The 26143-nt window shown below is 64.1% G+C and carries 24 protein-coding genes, 2 tRNA genes and 1 pseudogene; 14 read left to right on the top strand and 13 right to left on the bottom strand.

The features are described from left to right. Positions 1-38 precede the first annotated feature (38 nt). Complete coding sequence (locus B7E02_RS05970) at positions 39-695, top strand: DUF1707 SHOCT-like domain-containing protein (protein WP_080794467.1); 657 nt, start codon at positions 39-41, stop codon at positions 693-695. On the opposite strand, the gene B7E02_RS05965 is transcribed toward B7E02_RS05970, so the two are convergent. Further along, positions 640-1647 carry an alpha/beta fold hydrolase gene (locus B7E02_RS05965; protein WP_080794466.1) on the bottom strand — a complete coding sequence of 336 codons (1008 nt, stop codon included), beginning with the start codon at positions 1645-1647 and terminating at the stop codon, positions 640-642. The two genes, B7E02_RS05970 and B7E02_RS05965, sit on opposite strands and share 56 nt — an antisense overlap. A gap of 95 nt (positions 1648-1742) precedes the next feature. Between B7E02_RS05965 and B7E02_RS05960 the strand changes: the two genes are divergently transcribed. The 3 genes from B7E02_RS05960 to B7E02_RS05950 are packed head-to-tail and all read left to right on the top strand — an operon-like array spanning position 1743 to position 3886. Next, entirely contained in the window at positions 1743-2000 is a 258-nt protein-coding gene (locus tag B7E02_RS05960; protein ID WP_080793935.1) for an acyl carrier protein, read from the top strand. A 36-nt stretch (positions 2001-2036) separates the two neighbouring features. After that, positions 2037-2852 carry an HAD-IIA family hydrolase gene (locus B7E02_RS05955; protein WP_080793933.1) on the top strand — a complete coding sequence of 272 codons (816 nt, stop codon included), beginning with the start codon at positions 2037-2039 and terminating at the stop codon, positions 2850-2852. 11 nt (positions 2853-2863) lie between these two features. Then, positions 2864-3886 (top strand): App1 family protein phosphatidate phosphatase, encoded by a 1023-nt coding sequence (locus tag B7E02_RS05950; RefSeq protein ID WP_080793931.1) that lies wholly within the window; start codon positions 2864-2866, stop codon positions 3884-3886. 415 nt (positions 3887-4301) lie between these two features. Here B7E02_RS05950 and B7E02_RS14930 read toward each other — a convergent pair whose 3' ends face one another. From B7E02_RS14930 to B7E02_RS05935, 3 genes are all read right to left on the bottom strand, one after another. Beyond that, positions 4302-4526, bottom strand: coding sequence for a hypothetical protein (locus tag B7E02_RS14930; RefSeq protein ID WP_425429778.1), 225 nt, complete (start codon positions 4524-4526; stop codon positions 4302-4304). Between the two features lie 429 nt (positions 4527-4955). Beyond that, on the bottom strand, positions 4956-5780 hold the full coding sequence (locus tag B7E02_RS05940; protein ID WP_425429777.1) for a serine hydrolase domain-containing protein: 825 nt from the start codon (positions 5778-5780) through the stop codon (positions 4956-4958). Between the two features lie 60 nt (positions 5781-5840). Next, complete coding sequence (locus B7E02_RS05935) at positions 5841-6752, bottom strand: alpha/beta hydrolase (protein WP_080793926.1); 912 nt, start codon at positions 6750-6752, stop codon at positions 5841-5843. 122 nt (positions 6753-6874) lie between these two features. Here B7E02_RS05935 and B7E02_RS05930 point away from each other — a divergent pair, with 122 nt between their 5' ends. From B7E02_RS05930 to B7E02_RS05920, 3 genes are read left to right on the top strand one after another with little or no spacing between them, the layout of a single operon-like run. Continuing rightward, on the top strand, positions 6875-8290 hold the full coding sequence (locus tag B7E02_RS05930) for an aldehyde dehydrogenase family protein (protein ID WP_080793924.1): 1416 nt from the start codon (positions 6875-6877) through the stop codon (positions 8288-8290). Next, positions 8283-8858, top strand: coding sequence for a TetR/AcrR family transcriptional regulator (locus tag B7E02_RS05925; protein WP_080793923.1), 576 nt, complete (start codon positions 8283-8285; stop codon positions 8856-8858). Before B7E02_RS05930 ends, B7E02_RS05925 begins: the two co-directional genes overlap by 8 nt. 38 nt (positions 8859-8896) lie before the next feature. Then, entirely contained in the window at positions 8897-10240 is a 1344-nt protein-coding gene (locus B7E02_RS05920; RefSeq protein ID WP_080793921.1) for a DUF4185 domain-containing protein, read from the top strand. Positions 10241-10320: 80 nt separating this feature from the next. Here the strand turns inward: B7E02_RS05920 and B7E02_RS05915 are convergent. Then, positions 10321-10394, bottom strand: a tRNA-Ile gene (locus B7E02_RS05915). A 255-nt stretch (positions 10395-10649) separates the two neighbouring features. Here B7E02_RS05915 and B7E02_RS05910 point away from each other — a divergent pair. The 3 genes from B7E02_RS05910 (at position 10650) to B7E02_RS05900 (ending at position 12949) form a co-directional block, all read left to right on the top strand. Then, positions 10650-10722 (top strand) — tRNA-Asn (locus tag B7E02_RS05910). Between the two features lie 95 nt (positions 10723-10817). Then, entirely contained in the window at positions 10818-12659 is a 1842-nt protein-coding gene (locus B7E02_RS05905; protein WP_080793919.1) for a glycoside hydrolase family 15 protein, read from the top strand. Positions 12660-12706: 47 nt separating this feature from the next. After that, positions 12707-12949 (top strand): hypothetical protein, encoded by a 243-nt coding sequence (locus tag B7E02_RS05900; protein ID WP_080793917.1) that lies wholly within the window; start codon positions 12707-12709, stop codon positions 12947-12949. A 15-nt stretch (positions 12950-12964) separates the two neighbouring features. Here B7E02_RS05900 and dnaG read toward each other — a convergent pair whose 3' ends face one another. After that, positions 12965-14860, bottom strand: coding sequence for a DNA primase (dnaG, locus tag B7E02_RS05895; RefSeq protein ID WP_179129664.1), 1896 nt, complete (start codon positions 14858-14860; stop codon positions 12965-12967). Here dnaG and B7E02_RS14655 point away from each other — a divergent pair. From B7E02_RS14655 to B7E02_RS05885, 3 genes and pseudogenes are all read left to right on the top strand, one after another. Continuing rightward, positions 14859-15092 (top strand): hypothetical protein, encoded by a 234-nt coding sequence (locus B7E02_RS14655; protein WP_245802215.1) that lies wholly within the window; start codon positions 14859-14861, stop codon positions 15090-15092. The two genes, dnaG and B7E02_RS14655, sit on opposite strands and share 2 nt — an antisense overlap. Positions 15093-15138: 46 nt before the next feature. After that, a pseudogene (locus B7E02_RS05890) lies at positions 15139-15447 on the top strand (guanyl-specific ribonuclease); the annotation flags it as partial. Between the two features lie 12 nt (positions 15448-15459). Further along, positions 15460-15711 carry a barstar family protein gene (locus B7E02_RS05885; protein WP_080793914.1) on the top strand — a complete coding sequence of 84 codons (252 nt, stop codon included), beginning with the start codon at positions 15460-15462 and terminating at the stop codon, positions 15709-15711. Between the two features lie 42 nt (positions 15712-15753). Here B7E02_RS05885 and glmS read toward each other — a convergent pair whose 3' ends face one another. From glmS to B7E02_RS05860, 5 genes are all read right to left on the bottom strand, one after another. Then, the gene (gene glmS, locus B7E02_RS05880) at positions 15754-17625 is read right to left on the bottom strand and encodes a glutamine--fructose-6-phosphate transaminase (isomerizing) (protein ID WP_080793912.1); all 1872 of its coding nucleotides are present in this window, start codon (positions 17623-17625) and stop codon (positions 15754-15756) included. Positions 17626-17768: 143 nt separating this feature from the next. Further along, positions 17769-18914 (bottom strand): mannitol-1-phosphate 5-dehydrogenase, encoded by a 1146-nt coding sequence (locus tag B7E02_RS05875; protein WP_080793911.1) that lies wholly within the window; start codon positions 18912-18914, stop codon positions 17769-17771. Beyond that, positions 18911-20866 carry a PTS mannitol transporter subunit IICBA gene (locus B7E02_RS05870; RefSeq protein ID WP_245802209.1) on the bottom strand — a complete coding sequence of 652 codons (1956 nt, stop codon included), beginning with the start codon at positions 20864-20866 and terminating at the stop codon, positions 18911-18913. Before B7E02_RS05870 ends, B7E02_RS05875 begins: the two co-directional genes overlap by 4 nt. 302 nt (positions 20867-21168) lie before the next feature. Then, positions 21169-22437, bottom strand: a complete 1269-nt coding sequence (locus B7E02_RS05865; protein WP_080793906.1) for a deoxyguanosinetriphosphate triphosphohydrolase — start codon at positions 22435-22437, stop codon at positions 21169-21171. After that, positions 22438-23040, bottom strand: coding sequence for an ElyC/SanA/YdcF family protein (locus B7E02_RS05860; RefSeq protein WP_080794463.1), 603 nt, complete (start codon positions 23038-23040; stop codon positions 22438-22440). A gap of 112 nt (positions 23041-23152) precedes the next feature. On the opposite strand from B7E02_RS05860, the gene B7E02_RS05855 reads away from it, so the two are divergent. Then, complete coding sequence (locus tag B7E02_RS05855; protein ID WP_080793905.1) at positions 23153-25117, top strand: TPM domain-containing protein; 1965 nt, start codon at positions 23153-23155, stop codon at positions 25115-25117. On the opposite strand, the gene B7E02_RS05850 is transcribed toward B7E02_RS05855, so the two are convergent. After that, entirely contained in the window at positions 25065-25553 is a 489-nt protein-coding gene (locus tag B7E02_RS05850) for a hypothetical protein (RefSeq protein WP_080793903.1), read from the bottom strand. The two genes, B7E02_RS05855 and B7E02_RS05850, sit on opposite strands and share 53 nt — an antisense overlap. Positions 25554-25566: 13 nt before the next feature. Then, positions 25567-26139, bottom strand: a complete 573-nt coding sequence (locus B7E02_RS05845) for a hypothetical protein (RefSeq protein ID WP_080793902.1) — start codon at positions 26137-26139, stop codon at positions 25567-25569. Positions 26140-26143 lie beyond the last annotated feature (4 nt).

Raw genomic sequence — 26143 nt, 5'->3', positions numbered from 1 at the left:
CCCGTTTGAGAGCGTGGGCGACTAAAGTGGACGGCATCATGAATCTCCCAGGACACACCCCACAGCCGAGCGACGCCGAACGCGAGGCTCTCCAGGCCGATCTCACCCGCCTCGTCGGGCAGGGACGCCTGGATTTGGATACCTATCAGGAGCTGGTCGACATCGTCTGGTCGACCGCACAGGCCTCGGATCTGAATGCGATCCGTGGGCGGTACTTCGGCGGCGTGCCCCAACAGATGCCGCCCCAACAGATGCCTCCCCGGCAGATGCCGCCCCAGCAGCAGGGTTTCCCGATGGGTGGGCACCTGCCCACCCCGCAGAACGTCGAGGAGAAATCCACCATGGGCGCGATCCGCAGGACCGGCCAGTGGCTGGTGCCCGCGTACTCGAAATACCGGCTCAACGGTGCGGATCTTCATCTTGATCTGCGCAGGGCCACCGCCGCCGCACCGGTGATCACCTTCGACATCACCGCCTCCATGGCGAGCATGACCATCATCGTCCCGCCCGGTGTGTTCGTTGATGTCCAGATGCAGAACAAGAACTGGTCGGAGTTCAAGATAGACACCTCAGCACCCGCCCCCAACGCACCGCGCGTGGTCATCACCGGAATCTCGCGGGGGTCGACGCTGAGGGTGATCACCAAGAGCCCCGACGAGCCTGTCGGTTTCTGGGAGCAGATCTTCGGCGGCTGATTCCGCGGAGCAGGGCGGCGATGGCATTGTTGAGGATCATCGGAGCCTCCAGCGGAATCATGTGCCCGGCGTCAGCGGCGATCTGGAGATGCGCCTTCGGCCACAGCTCGCAGATGCGCTCGGCCTGTCCGAGCGGGGTGACGTTGTCCTTCTCCCCCGCGATCACGAAGCCGTCCACATCCTCCAGAGCCGCGGCGGCGTCGAGCTCATCGTGTTCCTGGAGATCATCGAAGAAGCCGACGAATGTCTCCAGCGGTGTCTCATGGATCATCGCGGCGTGAAACTCGATGACCTTCCAGTTGGTGGGCCGGTGAAAAACCGCGGTGGCCAGCGTCGGGGCGAGGAACTGCGAGGCGTACTCCCGGAATTTCGCGGCGTCACCGGGGGATGCCTCCGCCGTGCCCCTGACCCTGTCCGCTATCGGGGACGCCAGCACCTGTGGCAGTCCCTGCGCGGACAGCGATTCGATCGAGGTGGCCACCAGCACCAACCCGCTGATGCGCGAAGCGAGTTCGTGATCGGCGTTCTTGATCAGGTTCAGTGCGGTGAGTCCGCCCAGCGAGTGCCCGACGAGGATCAACGGGCCGGTGGGCGCATGCTCCCTGATGGCGGCGAGCACATCGTGCGCCGTTCCCTCCACCGTGCACAGCGCCGGGGCGACGGGGCCGGTCTGCCCGTGGCCGCGGGCGTCGATAAGCAGGCTTCTCACGCCGGGGAAGTTGGTGCGCAGGTAGTCCACCTGCATGTAGAACACCTCGGCGGCCAGGGTGAACCCGTGGATGAACACCACGGTGGCCTCCGCGTCATCCGGCCCGACGACATAGGTGCTGATCTCCAGGCCGTCGGAGGAGACGGTGCCCTCGAAATCCACTCCGACCAGCCCCGGCTTCCGGGTGCGGCTGTGCAGCGCACCATGTTCAAGTGCTAATCGACGCCTCCCCCTCGCGGTCACCCGAAGGGCGAGGGAACGCAGCGTGGAGCCGAGGTGTGCGGGTCTCAACTTCATGGGTATGACACTACAAGCACATAGCGGTAGCGTTAACTCGCATGAGCACGAACACCCCTCCAGTTCTGGACACCCTGAGCACCATTCTCTCCGACGTCGGCGGTCTCTCCCCGGAGGAGATCAAACCGGAATCGCGCATCACCGAGGATCTCGGAATCAGCTCCCTGAACTTCATCGAGGCCGTCGTGCACACCGAGGACGCCTTCGGGGTGCGCATCGAGGATTCGGACGCGAAGGAATTCCACACCGTGGCCGACATCGTCGACTTCATCACCGCGGGCCTCGAAGCCGGTCAATAGCGAGACATTCCAGCCGATTCAGAGCACAATGGTGCTATGACTGCGAATATCTCCTATCTGACCGACATGGACGGGGTCCTCATCAAAGAGGGCGACATGATTCCGGGTGCGGATCGTTTCCTCGGGGAGCTCTCCGCCAACGGCATCGAGTACATGGTGTTGACCAACAACTCCATCTACACCCAGAGGGACCTCTCAGCCCGACTGCACTCCACCGGTCTCGATATTCCCCCGGAGCGGATCTGGACATCCGCGACCGCCACCGCACACTTCCTCAAGGCGCAGGTCAAGGAGGGCACCGCATATGTGGTCGGCGAATCGGGCCTTACCACCTCTCTGCACACGGCCGGCTGGATCCTCACCGATTCCAGCCCCGAGTTCGTGGTGCTCGGCGAGACGAGGACCTACTCCTTCGAGGCCATCACCACCGCGATCAACCTGATCCTCGGCGGTGCCCGCTTCATCTGCACCAACCCCGACGTCACCGGCCCCTCGCCGCAGGGGATCCTGCCGGCCACCGGGGCCGTGGCCGCCCTGATCACCGCGGCGACCGGAGCAGAACCCTATTACATCGGCAAACCGAACCCGGTGATGATGCGCAGCGCCCTGAACACCATCGGCGCGCACTCGGAAAACACCGTCATGATCGGCGACCGCATGGACACCGATATCAAGGCCGGACTGGAAGCCGGCATGCGGACGGTACTCGTGCGCAGCGGCATTTCCGACGACGCCGAGATCAGGCGTTTCCCCTTCCGCCCCACCAGTGTGATCAACTCCATCGCGGACCTCACCGATATCTGGCACGATCCCTTCGGAGACGGCTCCTTCAACGACAACGGCGAGGAGTAACCCCACCGCCCATGGCCATCTCCGATTTTGCACGCGCCGTTGAACGGGGCATCAACCGAATCGGGCTGAGAAGGACGGCCAGCGCCGGATGGGTGCCTCGAGTAAGCGGATTCTCCGGATACGGTTCGCCCCGACGCATGCGCGTGCTGGGCCGGGTGCTCATGACCAATCCCGCCAGCGAGTCGGATTCGCTGCAGGCGCGCGGGTGGCGGCAGTTCCTCACCATCCAAGTCGGCGATCTCCCGCTCGTCATCAGTTTCGGTGGCCCCGATGGTCCACGCTTCGAGACGGTGACCGATGGCAACGGCTACGTCGACGTCCTTATCGACGACCACGGTCTCCCACCCGGTTGGCACGAGGTCACCATCTCCGGGGAAGGGGTCGTCTCCGCGTCCGCGGAGGTTCTCATCGTCGACTCCTCCGCACGCTTCGGAGTGATATCGGATATCGATGACACGGTCCTGGTCACCTGGCTGCCCCGCGCCCTGGTGGCGGCCTGGAACTCCTGGATCCGCCACACCAACACACGCAAACCCGTTCCCGGCATGGCCGACTTCTACGCCGAGATCCTAAGGGACCACCCGAACGCGCCGGTGTTCTACCTCTCCACGGGAGCCTGGAACACCTTCGACGCCCTGAAGGCCTTTCTATCCAGTCACGGATTCCCCGAAGGGCCGATGCTGCTCACCGACTGGGGCCCGACACAGACCGGCCTGTTCCGCTCCGGGCAGGAGCACAAGAAGGTCCAGCTGCGAAACCTGATCATCGAGTACCCGGAGATGCGCTGGCTACTCATCGGCGACGACGGCCAACACGATCCCCTGATCTACGGCGAAGCGGCGAACGAACACCCCGATCGCATCGCCGGCCTCGCCATTCGCCGGCTCAGCTCCGGCGAACACGTGTTGTCCCACGGTACGACAGGGGCGCTCGTGGAGGCACGGCGCACAGGCGATGCCATCTTCGGCAGGGACGGCTACGAACTACTCCGCGCCTATCGCTCCTCGCCCTTCGGCTCCCGACCGGATGCGTGAACGCTGGGTCCTCACAGTGTGTGCACAGGCGGGTGAAACTTTTCGGCCCCCGGGCTTTTGGTCGCCGCATCGGAAAGTTCACCCCTGCCATCCACACGCCCTCCACACCGGCCCCCCCACAGGTGACGAAGCCGCCGCCCACCGGCACCCGATGGGTAAGCCACCAGGGCCACAGGGCCACATGCTCACAGTGTGTGCACAGGCGGGTGAAACTTTCCGGCCCCTGGGCTTTCGGTCGCCGCATCGGAAAGTTCACCCCTGCCATCCACACGCCCTCCACACCGGCCCCCACCACAGGTGACGCAGCCGCCGCCCACCGGCACCCGGTGGGGAAGCCACCAGGGCCACAGGGCGATCGGCGCGCAGACGGGCCACCGGAAAACCGCAGCCTCACCGCACCATCCGGCGGCCCCGGCTAGTCGACGATTCGCACGTCCGCGTCGAAGTTGTGTTCGACGGAGAGATTGTCCAGTACCACGCGGAGGTGGTCCAGCTCCCGGGCGGAACCGGTGATCACTTCTCGGCACTCGATGAGTCCCGGTTCGAAGGGATCGCGTCGCCAGTTGGTGAACCAGTGCGCGGTCAACGGATCGGCACCTGCGACGACAAGTTCGGAGGGGCTGGAAATGCAGACAACCATTGCAGTCTCAACACGTGGACGGAACTGACGAGGCATGCCACTGATGTTCAGCACAGCGGTGAGCGCTGGTCGAGCTAGGTCCTCAACTGTTTCGACAACGGGCGTCGGCTGTTGGGGCAAGTCCATGTCCTCCCAGAAGTCTGCCGAGAGCAGGTCCATGTTATGGCGAGTCCGGGTGGGCATGGTTAATGCAAAATTAGTCATGTCGGATTCCTTCGGCAACACTGACACCGCCCGGATTGGCACCCTGTTCTAAAGGTCTGCCTCCAGGCGATCTAAGACGAGGTTCGTCTTCCCCAACGGCCTCGCGTGTGCGTCGTTCTCGTCAATGACTCAAATGACTGATACATGCGATTTTGGCCACTTCGGCCCGGACCGACAACCCTAAAGCCCCGCTTTATCCCCCATTTACTCAAGCTCAACCTTAGGTTAAGAGTCTGTGATCTCCGTCCACAGAGCATCGTTGAACGCCGCCCACGATGGCTTCGCCCAGTCTCCGAAGTCCCGGTCGGTCAGCACGACGGCGGCGACACCGGAACCCGGAACCGTCCACAGAAAGGTCCCTGACTGCCCGAAATGCCCCGCGGTGGTCGTCGGCATCGACGCCCCGGTCCAGTGCGGCGATTTTCTCCCCTTGATCTCGAAACCCAGGCCCCATGGATTGGGTTTCTGCATGCCGTAGCCCGGGATGGTGCCTATCAGCTCGGGGAACTGCACGGTGAAGGCCTCATCCAGGGTCTGCTGGGAGAGCAGCCTCGGAGCGGTCAGCTCGCGGGCGAAACTCGCCAGGTCCGCAACGGTGGATCGGGCATCGTGGCCGGCGGAACCCCACAGCTCGGAGGATTCCATGCCCAGTGGCTCGAAAACCGCCTGCCGAAGGTACTCCGGGAAGGCGATGCCGGTCTCCCCGGCAACCTTGTCTGCAAGAATGTCCATCCCAGCTGAGGAATAAATGCGACGCTCCCCCACTTTCCGCTGCGGTGCCGGGGAATCAAAGGCAACTCCGGAAGCATGCGAGAGCAGATGCCGAACGGTTGAACCCGGCGGCCCCAGCGGGTCATCGAGCTCCAGGACACCCTCCTCGATCGCTATGAGCACTCCGTAGCTGACCAGTAGTTTGGTCACACTCATCAGCTCAAAGACGCGTTCAATATCACCATGGGTGCTTAGTTCACCTCCGGCGATCACAGCCGCGGAAACGTGGTCCACCGGCCAAGCGTCCAGTGCGTTGAAACTCTCCAGATCCCGAACCATGCCCCGAACCATAGCAGGATCTCTGTGGATAGCCTGGCAGGACATGGCGGAAAAGCCGCGCTAAAGGGTGGTCCCCAACCATCGCCTGGCCTCCGCCATGAGCTCGCGGGCCGGCGCAGTGTTCTCCATCAGCTCGAAGGCGTGCGCCGCAGCGGGCACGGTCCGCAGTTCGACGTCCACCCCCGCATCCCGAAGCCGGGCGGCATAGGTGGTCACCTCATCATGGAAAAGCTCCAGGTCGGTGGTGTAGATCCAGGTGGGCGGCAGGCCGGTCAGGTCCGCCCTGCGGGCCGCCGCCGCATACTCCGGCACCACGGTCGCACCCGGCGACCTCCCGAGGTAGGCCGACCAGCCGTAACGATTCGCCTTGTTGTTCCAAACGAGATGGTTGATTGCGTCGAGGTCGGTGTTCGCCGCGGTCCGATCATCGAGCATCGGGGCGAACAGCCATTGAGCGACCGGCTGGACCCCGCCCTCGTCATGGACCCGTTGGACTAGGCAGGCAGCCAACCCACCGCCGGCACTCTCGCCGCCGATGGCCAGGTGTGAGGTGTTCACCTCCAGCTGCTCGGCATTGTCCACCAGCCAGAGCCAGGCCGCGTGGACATCATCGATCGCCGCAGGATAGGGATGTTCGGGGGCCAGGCGATAGTCAACGGAGACGACCACCGCGTCCAGCTCCGCCGCGGTCCGCGCACACATTCGATCATCCTGCCGGGCCGAGCCCACGACAAGGCCCCCTCCGTGGATCCACAGCAGACCCGGGCGCAGCCGCTCCCCCTCCGGCTCGAAAACCCGCATGGTGATGAGGCCGCTCCTCACAACCCGGACACCGACCCCCTTCACCCTCAATGAAGGTAGGTGACGCATTCCGAAGCGCAGCACCCCGCGCATGAACGGCCTGTCCACACCCCGGATATTTGAGTACACCGCAGCCGCCCGCAGGCGGGGGTCAATTTCTTTGAGACGCATACCCCCAGTGTCGCGCCTTGCTTGTCGACGCACAAGCCCCACCCGCTCGGCATGCACCGGAGGTGCACCACCGAATAACGAAACTGATTGTACTCGTATCGTTTGTAACCTAGGCTGAGCTCATGCAAAAGACACAGGTAACCCAAACAGTTGACCGCGCACGAGCAGTATTCGAATCAGGAGGCACCCGCTCGCTGTCCGCCCGCAGACGCAATGTGGCGGCAATCAGGCGCATGCTCGAGGAGAACCGCTCGGATTTCGAAAGGGTCCTGCACGCGGACCTGCGCAAGAGCAGGCGTGAGGCCGGTCTCACCGAAATTGATGTGGCCATCGGCGAGGCGAACCACACCCTGCGCCATCTCCGGAGATGGACCTCCCCCAGGCGGACCACGGTCTCACCGACCCTCTGGCCGGCCTCGGCACGGCTGGTCCCCGAGCCCCTCGGCGTGGTGCTGGTCATATCCCCCTGGAACTACCCCATCAACCTCACCCTGGTGCCCCTGGTGGGCATTCTCGCCTCGGGCAACACCGCGGTGATCAAGCCCAGCCCGGAGTCCGCGCACACCTCGCGACTGCTCGCGGAGTTGGTCCCTACGTACCTCCCGGACGGCGCCGTGCAGGTCCTGCCCGGATCCGTCGAGGTCGCGCAGCAGGTGCTGGAGGAACGATTCGACCACATCATCTTCACGGGTTCCGGCCGGATCGGAAGAGTGGTGATGGAGGCCGCGGCCAAGCATCTCACACCCGTGACCCTCGAGCTCGGAGGGAAATCACCAGCCTGGTTCGACGATGACCGCAACCTCGAGACGGCGGCGCGCCGCCTGGTCTGGGCAAAGTTCACCAACGCCGGGCAGACCTGCGTCTCCCCCGACTATGTCCTGACCACCCCTGAGCGCGTGCCCGCGCTGGTCGCGGCTCTCCGCCGTGCCGTGCTGGAGCTGTGGGGAACCGACCCTGCGACCGGCGGGGAGTATGTGCGCATCATCAATGAAGGACACTTCGACCGCCTCGCGGGGTACCTCGACGAGGGTCGGATCGAGTTCGGCGGCCGCCACGACCGCGATGATCTCTACATCGAACCGACGGTGATCACCTTCCCCGATCTCGAGCGTGCCGTCGTGGGTCCGGACGCCCCGTTTGAGCTGCTGCGCGATGAGATCTTCGGCCCGATCCTGCCCATCGTCACGGTCTCCACGAAGGAGGAGGCCGCCAGGGTGATCAATGCCTGGGACAAGCCGCTGGCCCTGTACGTGTTCAGCGATTCCAGGGAGACACGCCGATACTTCGAGGACAACACCTCATCGGGTGCGGTGGTTTCCGGGGCCGCCATCATCCATGTCGGCGACGGCTCGCTACCCTTCGGCGGAGTGGGCGCCAGCGGCATCGGCGCCTACCACGGCAGAGAGTCGATCCGGACCTTCTCCCACCTCAAGCCGGTTCTGAACAAGCCCAGTTTCCCCGACACGCTGAGACTGCTCAACCCCGGAACCGCTCCACACCTGCTCGGGGTGATCGGAAAGGTGCAGCGACGTGGCTGACAACGGCAGGGGCCGTCCCGCAGATCCACGCCTGAGCAGCCGATTCATGCAGGCAACGCTCGACCTGTTGGCCAGCGAGGGCTACCGCGCGGTGACCACCGCGGCGGTGGCCGGGCGCGCGGGAGCCTCCACCGCCAGTCTCTACAGGCGCTGGCCCACCAAGCAGGCACTGGTTTCCGATGTCGCCCGCAGTCTGACTCTCGACGCCCTGGGAGAGATCGACTCCGGGACGCTGGCGGGGGACCTGGACCAGCTGATCACCCGCAAACGCGGACTCTTCGACCAGGTCGGCACCGCCCTGCTGTCCCTGCTCGCCGAGTCCTGCCATGACACTGAGCTGAGGGCAATCCTGCGCACCGAGGTCATCGAGGCCACGGACCAGCACCTGAAAGCGATGCTGCGGCGGGCCGTTCTGCGCGGGGAGATTCCCGAGCCACGGAACGGCGCCATCGAGACGCTGAGTCTGTCGATCATCGGCCGCGAACTGCTCATGCAGGCTCTGGATCCGGCTCCGTCATACGGCGACGCCGACGCGGAGGTGGCGTTGATCCTGCGTGCGTTGAGCTAACCGCGCCAACGGGTAGTGAGCTTGCTAGGCTCCCTGAAATGAACTCCTCCATGCACCTGCGTGCACTCGCCTGCGCGGTGACCCTGGGTACCGCAACCCAACTGCTCCTCGTTGCGCCCGTGACGGCGCAGTCGTCGTCAAGCTCGTCCTCCTCCTCGGATTCCAGGCCCGACCCCACCCCCTGGGCCCCCGGCGTCTCCGAGGGGCTGGTGGTCAATCTCATCGGCGATGTGCTCGGCCCGGGCGTCTCCGAGCACATCGGTGTTCTCGCCGGTGATCTCGGCATCATGACCGCAATCGGCACGGGCAGGGAATTTGCCATCATCTTCGGCGATTCCTTCCGCGGGGCCCGTTTCGGGGAGGGCGAATGGCTGAGTCCCGTCGGGGTGGTCGCGGAGTTCGACGAGGCTGGACGGATCATCATCAAACGCGCCCTCAACGAGGGCGAGAAGGCCCAGCAGCTGCTCAACTACTCCCACAACGACCGCGGCCTGACCCTGCTGCCCTCGGATGTGATCAACATCGACGGCACCCTCTACATGCAGGGCATGTGGAATGAGGGCGTGGGAAACGTGCTGCGCACCCAGATCTGGAAGTCGGAGAACCAGGGGGCGAGCTGGCAAAGCCTGGGCACCATTCCCGCCTCCTACCTGGGTGGTAAGGCACAGCTGATCACCTGGGAACTGGGCCCGGACGGCTATGTGTACATGATGTCCTCGGGCTTCCAGCGTCGCGATGACGTCTACCTCACCCGCTTTCTCCCCGGCGATATCGGCGACCGCTCGAAATGGAGCCACTTCTCCCTGGCGGAGGATGGCACCGGATCCTGGGGCGGCAGGGTCTCACCTGTACTCAGCGAACGTGTCAGCGCCGGCGAGATGTCACTTCGCTACATCGAGGGACACTGGGTACTGGCGATGTTCAATGCCGAGACCATGGCGATCGAGATCCGAATCTCCTCCGACATCGCGATCGACTGGAACTCCGTACCCGTGGCCAATGTGGTCGTCGCAGGCACCGGCGGCTGGGGCTCGACCCAGAACCCCGATAACTTCACCCAGCTCTACGGCGGCTACATCGCACCCGGCTCCACTCTGGGCAACATGGATCTCATCGTCTCCCAGTGGAACACCTCCAACAACAGCCGGTACATGTCCACGCAGTTCAACGTGAAGGGATTGGACACCTACTTCGGAATAAACCAGGGCCCGCAGACCCGCAGTCTCCGGACGGCGCCCGGGCAGGCCGGCGATCCCGGGGTGCTCCAGGTGGAGCAGGTGCCTATCGACGCCACGACCGCGGGTCCCGACACCGACACCGCGATCGCCGAGGGTGCCACCGACATCCTGCTGGTGCCCATGGGGGACTCCCCGGCACCCTAGCCCGCTCCTCCGGGGTGGATCCCCGCCCGTGGGGTGGCGGCAGGAGAAGAGCCGCCCGGGGTCGGTCGAACAGGTGTTTGTGGGGCCACCGGGGCTCGAACCCGGGACCAACGGATTATGAGTCCGTAGCTCTAACCGACTGAGCTATAGCCCCTCCATGCCGGCGGGAAACGATAATCCGCCCTACGGCAACCCCGTCATTATAGCGGGAGTTCCACCGCAGTTGGCAAACGGCGCTGGTTCTAACGGACACCTTGGCAGGATACCCCGGCAAACCACCGGATCCGCCCCGGGAAACCGCCCAAATACATCAATCAAGCTGGCGATTTGCCCCTTCTGAAAGAAGCCAACTATAGTTAGTTCTCGTTGCACCGCAGGCCGAATGACAGCCATGCTTCGGGCAGCGTATTCCTCCATAGCTCAGTTGGCAGAGCATTCGACTGTTAATCGAAGGGTCACTGGTTCGAGCCCAGTTGGAGGAGCAGATTAAAAGCCCGGCTCATAGCGAGCCGGGCTTCTTTGCGTGCAAACAGAGTCGGGGTTTCATGCCGGGCCGTCGACGATCTAGTCTAGGTCCATGAGAATCACGGCGAGCGAACCGCAACCATCCAATGTCCCCCTGGACACTCCCTTGGAGGACTATGCCCTGCTCTCGGACACCCACACCGCGGCACTGCTCTCCCGCCAGGGCAGCATCGACTGGCTGTGTCTGCCCCGCTTTGATTCCGATGCGGTGTTCACCAGGCTTCTCGGCGATCGCGAGCACGGCCACTGGAGTGTGCGCATCTCCGGGGGTGAGGTGATCAGTCAGGAGTATCTCCGCGATTCCTTCATCGTGCGCACGGTGTGGAAATCCCCGACCGGAACCGCCAGGGTCACCGATTTCATGCCCGTGCACATTAACGGCGAGCCGAACCTCACCGACCTTGTTCGTTCGGTGCGGTGTCTGGAGGGCTCGGTGGAGGTGGAGTCGATCCTCCGCCTGCGCTTCGACTACGGCGAGTCCACGCCCTACTTCCGCAGCACCGATGCGGGGGATCTCTCCATCGTCCAGGCCGTCGCGGGCCCCAACGCCGTCTATGTCAGCGGACCGAAGATGCCGCACCGGCCCTCGAAGGACTGCCACAGCGGTGCCTACACGCTCGAGGAGGGCGGATCCCTGTCCTGGGTGCTCACCTGGGCGCCTTCCTACGAGGATCATCCCCCCATGCCGGACTACTCCCGCTCTCTGCAGGCCACCAAGGAATTCTGGGCCGACTGGATGAGGGACATCCCCACCGAAAAGTGTTACGACGCCGAGGTCCGACGGTCCATGCTGGTGCTGCGGGCTCTGACCGACATGCTTACCGGCGGCATCGTCGCCGCCCCCACCACCTCACTCCCGGAGGAGTTCGGTGGCGTGCGCAACTGGGACTACCGCTATGTCTGGCTGCGTGACTCCGCGCTGACGATCGAGGCGCTGGTGGAGTACGGGCTATCCAAGGCCGCCCGCCAGTGGCGCGCGTGGTTGCTGCGAGCCATCGCCGGAGACCCGGAAAACCTGCGCATCATGTACGGTCTCGGCGGCGAGCGCCACCTGCCGGAACGCGAACTTCCCCATCTGCGGGGCTATGAGGATTCCGTGCCCGTGCGCGTGGGTAACGGCGCGGCGGAGCAGTACCAGGCCGATGTCGTCGGCGAGGTCATGATCGCGCTGGAGTGCATACGCCGTGCCGGACATGCGGAGGATGAGTTCTCCTGGGAGCTGCAGAAGGCGATGCTTGAGTTCCAGGACGCCCGCTTCGATGAGAAGGACCAGGGAATCTGGGAGATGCGTTCGGATCCCCAGTATTTCACCCACGGCCGGGCGATGATGTGGGCCGCCTTCGACCGCGGGGTCAAGGCCGTCGAGGAGTTCGGACTCGACGGCCCGGTTCAACGGTGGCGTGAACGCAGGGATCAACTGCGGGACGAGATTCTCACCAGAGGATTCAACCCGGAGATCCGGGCCTTCACCCAAACCTATGACAACACGAAGATGGACGCCTCTCTCCTTCAACTGTCCCAGATCGGTTTCCTACCCTATGACGATCCCCGCATCGTCTCCACGGTCGCCCGCATCGAGGAGGAGCTTCTCGATTCCCACGGCTTCCTCCACCGCTACCACACCGACGGCGGTGACGGCCTGGCCGGCGACGAATACCCCTTCCTGATCTGCTCCTTCTGGTTGGTCGAGCAGTACGCCCACTCCGGGCGTTTGGAGGATGCGAAGAGGATCATGGATACGATCCTCGCCGTCCAGACACCGTTGGGGCTACTCGCGGAGGAGTATTCCACCACCCACCATCGCCTCGCCGGAAACTTCCCCCAGGCCTTCTCCCATATCGGACTGCTCAGCGCGGCCCGTGCCATCAATTTCGAGGAATCCAGAAACAGGTAGTCTGGTCTGCAGACCACCACCAGAGCTTTAGGGAGAGTATTCCACCCATGATCCAGTTCGTGATCGGCGCCGCCGCGGGCTACGTTTTCGGCACCAAGGCGGGGCGAAAGCGGTACCACCAGATCAAGAAGGGCTATGAGACCGCGATCAATTCGCCGGTGACCAGGAACGCCGTCACGGCCACCCGCAAGATGATCGCCAACAAGCTCGACCCGCAGCCGCGGATGAAGGAAGTCAAGAACTACCGCACCGACGACGGCAACACCGTTTTGGAACCCGATCAGGACTGAACCACGGGTCCGCCGCTATCCCCTGAACGCCCGGGAGAGCAGTTCCCGGCGCGCCTGCTCCATGGCCACCAGGTCGGAGAACAGGGAGTTGTAGGCCTGCTCATCATCGGAGGGGCGCATCCGCTGGAGCTGACTTTTCAGTACCGCGATCTGATTGCCCACCCGGGCCTCCTGCAGGCGCGAGAGCACCGCATCGGTATAGGATTCCAGGTCCTCTGGTTCGATGGCGATGGGTTCCATCGCCAGCTCGGATACCAGGGAGGTGCCGAGGATGTCGTTCATCTGCTCGGAAACGCTCGGCAGCCAGTCCACCCCGGAGGCCGCCATGTCACAACCACCCGCCGCTGTGATCGCATCGCGGACCATCCGGTAGGCGGGGTTGGTGAAACTGTCGGTGGCCAGGCCGTCGAAGTAGCTTCCGGCGAGCTCGGGATACTGCAGAGCGAGCTTGAGTGATTCCCGTTCCTGCCAGAGTGCGGGGTTGCGGGGGTTGGGCATGGTCATCGACGGTCGCCTGGACTGGTCCTCGACGGTCTCGGTGATTCGCGTTGCCCTGTTCTGCCTGCGCTGCTGCCTGGGGCGCCGCGCCTCCTCGCGAACCTGCTGGAGCACCTCCGCAGGATCGGCCCAGCCGATCCAGCCCGCCAGCAGGCGGGCGTATTCCGACTGCAGTGTCCTGTCCTGAATGTCCGCGACCACGGGCACCGTGCGTCGTAAAGCGGACAGGCGTCCCTCCACTGTGTCGAGCTGGTACTCGGCGATCATGGACTGGAGGACGAACTCGAACATGGGCACGCGGCCGGCGATCAGATCCCGCAGGGCGGCATCGCCCTTCTCCAGGCGCAGATCGCAGGGATCCATGCCGTCGGGGGCGACGGCGACGAAGGACTGCCCGGTGAACTTCTGATCGCCCTCGAAGGCCCGCATGGCGGCCTTCTGCCCGGCCTCGTCGCCGTCGAAGGTGTAGATCAGCTCCCCGCGGAAGTAGTTGTCATCCAGCATCAGCCGGCGCAGCATCTGCAGGTGCTCGTCACCGAAGGCTGTGCCGCACGCCGCGACCGCTGTAGTGACCCCCGCGGCGTGCATCGCCATGACATCGGTGTACCCCTCGACCACCACGGCCTGGTGTCCCACGGCGATCGCACGCTTGGCGGTGTCCAGACCGAAGAGCACCTTGGACTTGTTGTAGAGCAGGGTGTCGCGGGTGTTCATGTACTTGCCCATTTTGTCATCATCGAAGAGTTTGCGGGCACCGAATCCGATGACGTCCCCGGAAAGATTCTTGATCGGCCATAGCAGGCGCCGGTGGAACTGGTCGATCGGCCCGCGCTTGCCCATCTTGGACAGCCCCGCGGCCTCGAGCTCCTGGAACTTAAAACCCTTCCGCAACAGATGCTTGGTCAGCGTGTCCCAGCCGGCGGGCGCATAGCCACATTCGAAAGTGTAGATGTGCTGCTGGCTGAACCCGCGCTGGAGCAGGAAATCCCGGGCGGGTTCCGCCTCGGCGGTCTCCAGCTGCTCGCGGTAGAACTGGTGGGCTGCCCTGTTAGCGGCCACCAGACGCTGTCTGGTCCCCGGTTCCTCCCTGCGGCCAGGTCCCCCACCCTGGTAGTTGATCTGGTAGCCGATCTTCTCCGCGCACACTTCGACGGCCTCGGGAAAGGTGATATGTTCCATCTCCATCAGGAATGAGAACACATCCCCACCCTTGCCGGTGGAAAAGCAGTGGTAGTATCCACGGTTCGGGCGGACGTGGAAGGACGGGGTCTTCTCGTCCTTGAAGGGGCTGAGCCCTTTCAGGGAGTCCGCTCCGGCCGACTTGAGCTGTACATAGTCCCCCACGATCTCCTCGATCGGGGTCCGTTCGCGGATTGCCTGAATGTCACTCTCCGGTATCCGTCCCTTCGCCATGCCCAACACTCTATCCTCATCACCGTATGGAAGGATCAAGACCATGGTCAACGGTAAGAAAGTGGTCGCAGGGGCGGCCGGGGCGGCACTCATGCTCGTCGCCGCATGGCTGGGTGTGGGTTACGAGGACGAACAGGGTCGGGCCACCCCGACCACAGCCTCCCCGACCACCCCGACCACGCCTAATCAATCCCCCGCCTCCAGCCTCCCCGACCACCCCGACCACGCCTAATCAATCCCCCGCCTCCCGCACCACCGCGCAGGAATCAGGGCCCAACGGAAACGTGCCCTCCTGCGCACTGGAGACGCTTCCGGACCAGACGGAGCTCGTCGTCGATGATATCCTCGCGGGAGGCCCCTTCGGCTATCCCGACAATGACGGGGTGCGTTTCGGCAACTACGAGGGTGCGCTTCCCGAGGAATCCCGGAACTACTACCGCGAGTACACGGTGCCCACCCCGGGATTGGGCCACCGTGGCCCATTGCGTATCGTCACCGGCGGGGGGACGCAGACCGACCCGGATGTCTGGTATTTCACCGGTGACCATTACGAAACATTCTGCACGATCACCGACGCGGAAGGCTGAGCCACGGACACAATGGACACCACAAACACCGTTCTGTACGCCAACTTCAACAGGATCGGGGATTTTTACACCCTACTGGGACGTGCGGTGTGGGGTCCGGACAGACCCGCACCCACAAACCTCGACGGCCTGGCTGATCTACTGAGAGAATCCCATGTTGGCCGTGTCGATGTGCACGGATCCTGGACGGTGGACGCCCGGAACACCGAACGCCTGGAGGAGGTCTTCGATGACCTCGGCGTGGAGCTGGTGCTGCCCCGATAGAAAAGCCACCGCGCCGGTGTTGAGGGGACGGTGGAGCGGATTTTATTCCACGGTCACGGACTTGGCCAGGTTGCGGGGCTGATCCACATCGTAGCCCTTGGCGGTGGCCACGGCGCATGCAAATATCTGCAGTGGAACGGTGGACAGCAACGGCTGCATGAGTGTCGGCGCCTGGGGGATCCGGATGACGAAATTGGCGTAGGCGTTCACGGCCTCATCCCCCTCCTCCGCGATGGCGATGGTGATGGCGCCACGGGCGCGAACCTCCTGAATGTTGGACACCACCTTGGAGTGCAGCGAATCGCGTCCACGAGGGGACGGAACGATGACGAAGACCGGCTGTCCATCCTCGATCAGGGCGATCGGCCCGTGCTTGAGTTCGCCGGCGGCGAAACCCTCGGCATGGAGGTAGGCGATCTCCTTGAGCTTGAGCGCGCCCTCCAGAGCAACGGGGAACCCGACGTGGCGGCCAAGGAACAGCACCGAGTCGGAATTCGCCAGATCCTGACCGAGCTTCTTCACCTGGTCCTCATGGTCGATGACCGTCTGGATCTTCTCCGGCATCTGCCGCAGACTCTCCAGGATGCCCGTGACCTCATCGGAGAACATGTTGCCGCGCAGCTGCGCCAGGTAGAGGCCGAGGAGGTAGGAGGCGGTGATCTGTGCCAGGAACGCCTTGGTGGAGGCCACGGCGATCTCCGGGCCCGCGTAGGTGTAGATGGAGGCGTCCGCCTCACGGGGCAGTGTCGAGCCGACGGTGTTGCAGATCGCAATGACCTTGGCACCCTGCTCGCGCGCGTGACGCACCGCCATGAGCGTGTCCATGGTCTCCCCCGACTGCGAGAGGGCCACCACGAGGGTCTTCTCGTTCACGATCGGATCGCGGTAACGGAACTCGTGCGCCAACTCCACTTCGGTGGGGATACGGCACCAGTGCTCGATGGCGTAGCGGGCGACCTGACCTGCGTAGGCGGCGGTGCCGCAGGCGACAACGATGATCTTGTCCACGCTGCGCAGGATGGCTTCATCGATGTGAAGCTCATCAAGAACGAGCTTGCCGTCCTCATCGAGGCGTCCCATCAGGGTGTCGCGCACGGCGGCGGGCTGGTCGTGGATCTCCTTGTCCATGAAGGAGTCGAAGCCGCCCTTTTCCGCTGCGGCGGCATCCCACTCGATGTCGAAGGGCTTTCCGGAGGCCGGTGTGCCGTCGAAATTGGTGATGGTGTAATCCGTGGCGGTGATGGTGACCACCTGGTCATTGCCCAGCTCCACAGCCTTGCGCGTGTAATCGATGAACCCGGACACATCGGAGCCGAGGAAGTTCTCGCCCTCGCCGACGCCGATGACCAGCGGGGAGTTCCGCCGCGCAGCGACGATCCGGTCTCCGTGATCGGCCTGAATGGCGAGAATGGTGAACGCACCCTCGAGCCTCTGTGCCGTCAGCTGCACGGCGCGGGTGAGATCACCCTCAGCTTCGTTGTTGTAGATTTCGCCGAGCAGCGTCGCCGCAACCTCGGTGTCGGTCTCAGAGACGAAGGTGTAGCCCTTCGCGGACAGTTCCGCGCGCAGCTCGGAGAAGTTCTCGATGATGCCGTTGTGAACGACGGCGAGCCGGCCATTGTCCACGACGTGGGGGTGCGCGTTGGCGTCGGTGGGGCCTCCGTGGGTGGCCCACCGTGTGTGACCGATACCGAGGATGGCATCGGGAAGGGGCGCGCGCTCGATCTCCTGCTCCAGTGAGGCGACCTTTCCGGCCTTCTTCCGGAAACTGATCTCACCATCGGTGAGAACCGCCACACCTGCGGAATCATAGCCCCTGTACTCGAGACGACGCAGCCCCTCCAGCACCACATTGAGAGCAAAATAATCGCGGGATTCGCCCGCCTGGCCAATGTATCCAACAATTCCGCACATGGAGCAAACTGTACATCACGGGTGCCCATTCAGTGGGTACCGGTACGCACTCGTTGAATCCATTTTCCACGCACAGGTATGCGAACGGGGAAAGGCCCGCCGAATGGTGAAACCACACGGCGGGCCGATCATCGATGGTGTTCTCAGGCGGCGGCGAAGACCTTCGACAGTGCGGGGAACAGCGGGTGCGTCGGTTCCACTCCGGTGAGTTCGGTCACCAGTGCGTCACGTGCAGCGTCATCCCCACGGGTGGCCTCGAGTCGTGCCTGCAGCTCCACGGCCTCCGGATCCTCCGCCACGTCGAAGGCGAGGGCGGCACCGACGGCGGCCACGAGATTGTCCGCCGGGAAGCCCCGCTCCACCAGCTCGGCCGCCGGGCCGACGAAACGCTCATTGGCCGAGATCTTGCGGAGGGGGGCACGGCCAACCCTCACCACGGTGTCAGGGAGGGAGGGATTGGCGAAGCGGTGGAGGATCTTGTCCACATACCCCTGCTGCACCTCGGGGGCGAACCCGAACTTCTCCACGAGCAGCTGCTTGGTCTCCCCCAGCACACCGGCGACCCGGTCGCGGACGGAGGCGTCGGCAAGCGCATCGGCGATCTTTTCAATGCCCGCGCCGTAGCCGAAATAGGCGGTGGCCGCATGGCCCGTGTTCACGGTGAACAGCTTGCGGGTGATGTATGGGGCGAGATCCTCCACCCAGGTGATACCCGGAATGTTCGGCGTCTCACCGTCGAAGGGGGTGGATTCCACGGCCCATTCGTAGTAATTCTCCACGGTCACATCCAGGCCCTGGCCCGGCTTCTGGTTGGGCACGATCCGGTCGACGGCGGTGTTGGCGAAGATGGCCACCTCATCCGCCTCGGGGAACTCGGCCCTGATTGCCTCGGCCAGACCGTCGGTGGCGTTGATGGCGTTCTCGCAGGCCATGATGGCCACCTTCGAGTCGTTGCCGGACCGGGCGCGGGCGCGCAGACCGGCGGCGATGGCCGGGGCGATGATGGTCAGGACACGGGGCCCGACGGCGGTGGTGATCACGTCGGCGTCGAGAATCTGCGCCTCGAGTCCTTCCGGGTCGGTGGCGGAGTTGACACCGGAGAAACCGGTGACCTCGATGTCCCGCGGCTCCAGGCCTACCTCGTGGACGGTGTAGGAGTCCTTTTCGTTGAGGGAATCGATGAGCCCGCCCGCGACATCCGCGAACACGATCTCATATCCCGCCTCATGCAACAGCACACCGACGAATCCACGGCCGATGTTGCCTGCTCCGAAATGGAGGGCTTTCATTTGTTGACCTTTCCGAAAATCTCGAGAACTTCTTCTGGGGTTGCTGCCTGCTCGAGCTTCTCCACTGCGGACTTGTTGCCGAAGATCTTCGCGATCTTCGCCAGCAGCCCGAGGTGGGAGCCGTCCGCACCGGCGATGCCGACCACGAACCTGGCGGGATTCCCGCCCCAGTCCACCGGCTCGTCGTAGCGGATGAAGGAGATCGCCGATCCGTGGATGGCATCCTTCGCCTCGTTCGTTCCGTGCGGAATGGCGAGGCCATTGCCCATGTACGTGGAAATCGAGGTCTCACGCTCGCGCATGGCGTCAACGTAGCTGGCGTCGACGGCTCCACTGTCGACCAGAATCTGTCCAGCCTCGGCGATGGCGTCGTCACGGTTTCTCGCGGTGCCACCGAGGACGATGCTGTCGAGGGTGAAGACCTTCTTCTCCTCCTCCGCTTCGGCCTCCGCCTCAGCCCGGGTGGCCGTGGCGGTTGCGGTAGCCCCCTGGGCGGCGCCCCCGCGTGCCGACGCCCCCGCAGGTGCGGACCCCGCCGGTGCGGGCTCCGCCGCGCCGCCACCCTCACGCTGACTGCGGACCAGATCCACGATCTCGTCATAGCGCGGCGAGGCCATGAAGTTGTCCACGGTCACATGGATGGCCGACGGCGTCGGGGGTTCCGCGCGGGAGATGAGATCCTCGTGGCAGACGAGTAGATCGAACTCATCGCGCAGATTGTTGATCGCGGAGTTGACCACGGTGACATCCTTGCCGAATCCCGCCTCCTTGATCTTGTTGCGCAGTACCGAGGCACCCATCGCCGACGATCCCATGCCCGCATCGCAGGCGAAGACGATCTTCGAGATCAGTGGCGCCTTCTCGGCATCGTTGCCGGTCAGGGCACCCGACACCGAGGATTTCTTACCTTTGAGCGATTCCATCTTCGCGGTGGCCTCCGCGAGGTCCTCGTCACTTGCCTTGGAGAACTTCAGGATCGCCGCGGCGATGAGGAAGGACACGATGGCCGCACTGGCCACACCGAGTGTGACCGCCAGGTAGGAGTCGGAGGCGGTGGTGGCGTAGATGGCCAGGATCGATCCGGGGGCAGCCGGTGAACGCAGTCCCGCGCCCAGGATGGTGTTGACGAACACGCCGGTCATTCCGCCACCGATCGCGGCGATGATGAGCGTGGGCTTCATCAGGACGTAGGGGAAGTAGATCTCGTGGATACCACCGAAGAAGTGGATAATCGCGGCACCGGGAGCGGTCGCGCGTGCCGCGCCGCTGCCGAAGAAGATGTAGGCGAGGAGAATGCCCAGACCGGGGCCGGGATTGGCCTCGAGGAGGAAGAGAACCGACTTCCCGGTCTCCACGGCCTGCTCGGTGCCCAGCGGTGTGAGCACACCGTGGTTGATGGCGTTGTTGAGGAACAGCACCTTCGCGGGCTCAATGAGAATGGAGGTGAAGAACAGCAAGTTGTTATTGATGAGAAACTCCACGGCGGCACCTGCGGAACGCATGAACAGGTTCATAACCGGGGTCAGAAGGAACATCGATGCGATCGCACCCAAGCCCGCAAAAATGCCAGCGGAGAAGTTGTCCACCAGCATTTCGAATCCCGGTTTGATCCTGCCGTCCCAGAGTCCGTCGATCTTCTTCATCAGCCAGGCGAAGAGCGGACCGCAGATCATGGCTCCGAGGAACATCGGCGAGGAGTTGCCGTCCTCACCGATGAACACCGGCGAGGAGGTGCCGAGGATGACACCCATGGTGGCGATGGCGCCGACGACGCCGCCGCGGACATCGTAGATCAGGCGCCCACCGCTGTAGGCGATGAGGATCGGCAGGAGATAGGTGACCATGGGGCCGACGAGCGTTCCGATCTGCTCGTTGGGCGTCCATCCCGCCGGGATGAAGAACGCGGTGATCAGACCCCAGGCGATGAACGCGCCGATATTCGGCATGATCATCGAGGAGAGGAAGGTTCCGAGCTTCTGAATCGCTACCCGGATACCCCCGCTCTTCTGTTGAGTTTGTGTTGAAGTAGACAATGCTTCAACCCTTCCATGTGGTGGATTGATGATTATGAAATCGTTTTCCTATAGTCCAGCTAACCCCACAAACACAGGTCTTGTCCATTGGTTTTGTGAAACATCGGGGACACGTTTGAGCGGCTACACGGCTTCAGGCGAGCACAGATGGGCCGGCCCGGAAGAAAACCCACATTTATGGTGATACAACTCACCCCAAATGTGGGTTAGTGCCCGATTCCCTACCCGAGGAAGCCGGAGATCTCAGAGGCCTTTCTGGCCACACGCTCCAACCTGGACTCCGTCATCGAGGCGATCTGGTCCACCACGACCCGCACCCGTTGGGCATCATCCACCGCGTCGATGAACCACTGCCGGTACATCGGGTCCAGGGCTCCCGGCGCGCCGAGGGTCAGGTAGTCGAAGACACGGAAGATCCGGTCGCGCTGCCTGTCCTGGCGTGCGAGATGGCCCGGGTCGTCCATGACGTAGAGCACGGCCAGGGTCTTGAGCAGCTTGACCTCCCGCTCGGCCCTGGGCTGGATCACCAGGGAGCCGTGCTGGCGTCCGAGTTCACCGCCCGCGGCCCTGGTGGCCGCGATCGTGGAACCGACATATCTGCCCACCAGTTCCGAGGTCATCGCCTTCAGTGCCGCGTAGGAGCTGAGGGAGGCGTCAAAATCCGAAGCGGCCGCCACCACGGGCAGGGCCCGCAACTGCGCCGCCCCCTCGATGAGCTCCTCCGGGTCGCCGCCGAAGGCGCGCGCGCCCTTCTCCGCCAGCGCGGCCAGCTCCACCAGGTCCCAGAGCACCTTCAGATCGATGCGCCCGGAGACGATTCCATCCTCGACATCGTGCACCGAGTATGCGATGTCATCGGAGAAGTCCATGGTCTGTGCCTCAAGGCTGGGCCGGAGATCTCGGTGCCCCTCCCGCGCCCAAGCCAGAATCCCGGCATCCTCGTCATAGGCGCCGTACTTGCGGTTGGTGCCACCGTCGAGGTTCGTTTTCGTCCAGGGATACTTGCAGGCGGCATCCAGTGCCGCGCGGGTGAGGTTCAGACCGAAGCTCTCCCCCTGCGCGGAGACCACCTTGGGTTCGAGTCGGCTGAGTATCCGCAGTGTCTGGGCGTTCCCCTCGAAGCCCCCGCAGGCCCCGGCGACCATGTTGAGTGCGGTTTCACCGTTGTGCCCGTAGGGAGGGTGACCGATGTCGTGGCACAGCCCCGCCAGATCGGAGAGATCGGGATCCAGCCCGAGTCCCTGACCCATTCCACGCGAGATCTGGGCCACCTCCAGCGAGTGCGTGAGCCTGGTGCGCGGCGTGTCCCCGTCACGGGGTCCGACCACCTGGGTCTTATCAGCCAGCCGCCGCAGCGCCGCGGAATGGAGCACGCGGGCACGGTCACGGGAGAAGTCGCTGCGCGAATCCTCGTCCGAGAAGGCCATTCTGCTCGTCTTCGGACGCTCGGTGAGTCGGCGCGCGGAATCCGCGGCGGTGTAGTGATACATCTAATCCCTCAGCCTTCGCAGCTGCTCATGGCGCACCCGCCTGGAAGGCCGGAGCACCGCCTGCAGCGATCTCAGTGTGTCCTCCAGCCTATCGGCCACCCGTTGCCCGAAAACCGCCGACACGTCCAGGACCACCACCCCGCCCGATTCGTGGAGAAGGGTCAGAAAAAAGCTTCTCGACGGAAAGACCGTGGGGCTGAAGGGAGTCGGGGACGGCGCGGCGTCGAAGCCCATGCGGCGCGCGATGCGCACAGCACGGTAGGAGTGGTTCGGATCGGTGACGATGAGCACCCGGCCGACCTCCCGCGGATCCAGGTCGGCGTAGGATCCGCGGGTGTCCGAGCCGTGCGGGTGCACCCGTATCAAGTCGGGATCCACCCCCTCCCGCAGCAGAAACTCCCTACCGACCGCGGCCTCGCTGAAGCGGTCGCCGGGGAGTTTTCCTCCCACGGTGTACACACGCTGCGTTTCGCACTGGTGCCACAGCTCGGCGGTGTGCCGCAGCCGTGCCGCGAACTGCTTCGACGGCCGCCCATCGTACTGCGCGGTGCCCAGCACCAGAATGGAATCGATCGTCTCTCCATCATTGGGGCGACGGACCAGGGAATAGCCCAGAATGCGCAGCGCGGGTTGGACGAGCACCACACCCAGCAGGACCAGAAGTTTTCTTCTCACCGTATCCAGTTTGCCAGGCAGGATGGGTAATGTGGTGCCCATGAACTCCAATCCGGCGCGTGTCCGAAAAATCGCCGCCACAGCCTCCGCCGCCATCGCGATCGGAGCGGGGGCGATGGTCATGACGGGAACCTTTCCCGCCATGGCCGCGCCCGCCTCGATCCTGGCGCAGCAACCGCAGCGCTACACCGACCGCGTCACCGATTACACCGGCACACTCGGCGATTCGGAGATCACGGAGATCAATTCGGCCATCGATACCGTCCGCACCAGGGAGCAGAAGGAGATCTTCGTGGTCATCCTCAACTCCTTCGAGGGTGTGGATCCGGAGACCTGGACACGCCAGGCGTTGACGGCGAACGGCTCCGGCAACGTGCTCATCTACGCCGTCGCCCCCAGCGAGGGCACCTATGGCATTCTCGGAGGCAGCCAGTGGACCGCCTCCCAGCTCGATGCGGCTGACAGAGCCGCCCGTGCGCAGCTGCAGCAGGGCAATATCGCGGGATCGGCGGTTGCCGTCGCGGAATCGCTCGGCGGCGGCGGATCCGGCGCGTCCGCTGCGTGGCTGGGTGCCGGGGCGGCGGGTGTTGCTGCCGCCGGCGGCGGAATCTGGGCCTACAGTCGGCGCCAGGGCAAGAGGAAGAATGCCGCGACGCTCGAGGATGCCCGCTCCATCGACCCCGCGGACTCCAACCGCCTGATCTCGCTGCCGATGCAGACCCTCGAGGACCTCGCGGAGGAGGAGCTCAGCTCCACGGACGAATCCATCCGCCGGGGGAAGGAGGAACTTGAACTGGCGCAATCGGAGTTCGGTGTCGAACGCACCAGGAGCTTCACCAGGGCGATGAACCATTCGGTGGGCACCCTGCAGAACGCCTTCCAGATCAAGCAGCGGCTCCACGACTCCATTCCGGAGACCGAGGCGGAGCGGCGGTCCATGCTGGTGGAGATCATCTCCTCCTGCGGGCAGGCCGATGCCGCCCTGGACGCGGAGGCGGAGAACTTCAGTCAGATGCGCAATCTGCTGCTCACCGCGGGCACGAAACTCAATGAGCTGACCCAGCGGACCATCGATCTGCGCACGCGGCTGCCGAAGGCCCAGCAGACCCTCGACACCCTGCGTGGCAGCTACGACGCGGCGGTGCTGGAGAGCATCGACCACAACGTCGATCTGGCCTCGGCGGCTCTCGACGAGGCCGAGAAGACACTGTCACTGGCACAGCGGCTCGAGGAGAAGCCGGCGGGCCAGCAGGGAGGTCTCGTCGACGCCATCCGGGATTCGGAGCATGCGATCGCCACCGCCGACCGGTTGCTGTCGGGTGTGGAGAATGCCGACGAGAACATCGCCACCGCACGGGCTCACGTAGGTGATCTGATCTCCGAGATCGAGGATGAGATACGCGAGGCCGGCGACATCAAGCAACGCGCCGCCACCGACGGCACGAAGGCGGACTGGGAGTCCCTCGACCGGGTGGTGCGCAAGGCCGTCGCCGCCGTGCAGAGCGCGCGTTCCGACGCCTCCGCTGACCCACTGGGCACCTACACCGAGCTCACCGACATCGACTCCGCACTGGATGAACAGTTGGACACGGTCCGTGCCACCGCCGCCGATCAGGCCCGCCAGCTGCAGATCTTCGATCAACAACTGCAGTCCGCGGCGAAGCAGATCCAGGGTGCCGAGGATCTGGTGTCCACCAGGGGAAGGATCATCCAAACCGAGGCTCGCACCCACCTGGCCAATGCCCAACGACTCTATGCGCAGGCCCAACAGCAACGCACCTCCGACACCCGCCAGGCCATTGATTTCGCCAGACAGTCGGCAGTTGCGGCGCAGCGGGCAACCGCATCGGCGCGTTCGGACATCAAAGACTACAACAACCGTAACAATCGAGGGGGTGGCGCGGGCGGCGCCATCGTGACCGGAATGGTGATCAGTTCCGCGGAGGTCGATTCTAGAATCTTGGACGACGTACCGCGGAATCGACCAGCACGCAGCCCCAGCTGAGAAACACCGCATCGATGAAGGGCAGCTTCTCATCGCCGACGGTTCCCACCTGGAACTCAACCCGGCCACTGGTCATCGGGCGCACCCGCGCCACCTCCACCCCCGTGTTGTCGATGACGCGTTCCTTGCGCCAGGGCGAGACCCTGCGCAGCGTGTAGCTGCGCTGCCCGCAACTGGCGTGCAGCTCGGACACGGTGAAGGATTCCTGGGTGATCGTGTACACCTCACCGCCCGCCGTGGTCGCCCGGCAGCGGAACTTCATGGAACCCCGCGTGGATTCGATGAGCATGCGTTCATGTGCCACGTAGAGCACGTCGGAGCGCACCTCGGCGATGACGCCCCCGTTGTCGTCGAAAAGCTCATTCCCCATCCACACCCAGATCTCCTGGGCGTGGGCGCCGAAGATGCCCGCCTTGGCGTGGTCCGTGCCTTCCATCAGCGCCGATCCCCTAGTTGAAGGTGAGGTAAATGATGATCGGTGTGAGGATGATGAGGAAGAGCGTCAGGCCCCAGCTGGAGCCGACGAGCCGGGATTCCAGTGTTTTCCGTGCGACCCAGGACAGGAAAACCTCCTGATCCAGAGGGAGCGCGACCCCGTCCTCGAACTCGAGAATGGACCGGCGCACGCCGTTGTTGACCCCGGTGAACTGCGCGACCTTCTGCGAATCGGCGTCGTCGATGATCCAGTTGTTCTTGTTCTCGTTGAGCGCGAGCATCTTTAAACCCGCCATATCGATCTCGATGCTCTTGCTCTTGCTGAACCCCTTATCCCCGGGATCGGCGGTGAAGACCCGGCCGTCCGGCAGGGTCGCACTCGCCTCACCGCCGATTGCGAAGTGGATCTTCCAGTCCGCGTTCTCGACGGTGGCGGTGGACTCGAATGTCTTTGCCGGGGAATCCCCGAATGTTGCCACCTTCGTGCCCTCCTCCCCCCGCAACAGGTCGGTGGACAGCTGCCCTTCGCGTTTACTGCGCTTGCTCCAGGAGGTATATGAGGTCACGGCGAGATCCTTCGTGGTCATGAAA

It is taken from the genome of Corynebacterium pacaense, assembly GCF_900169525.1.
GTDB classification, from domain to species: domain Bacteria; phylum Actinomycetota; class Actinomycetes; order Mycobacteriales; family Mycobacteriaceae; genus Corynebacterium; species Corynebacterium pacaense.
This window is presented reverse-complemented; position numbering and strand designations above follow the sequence as displayed.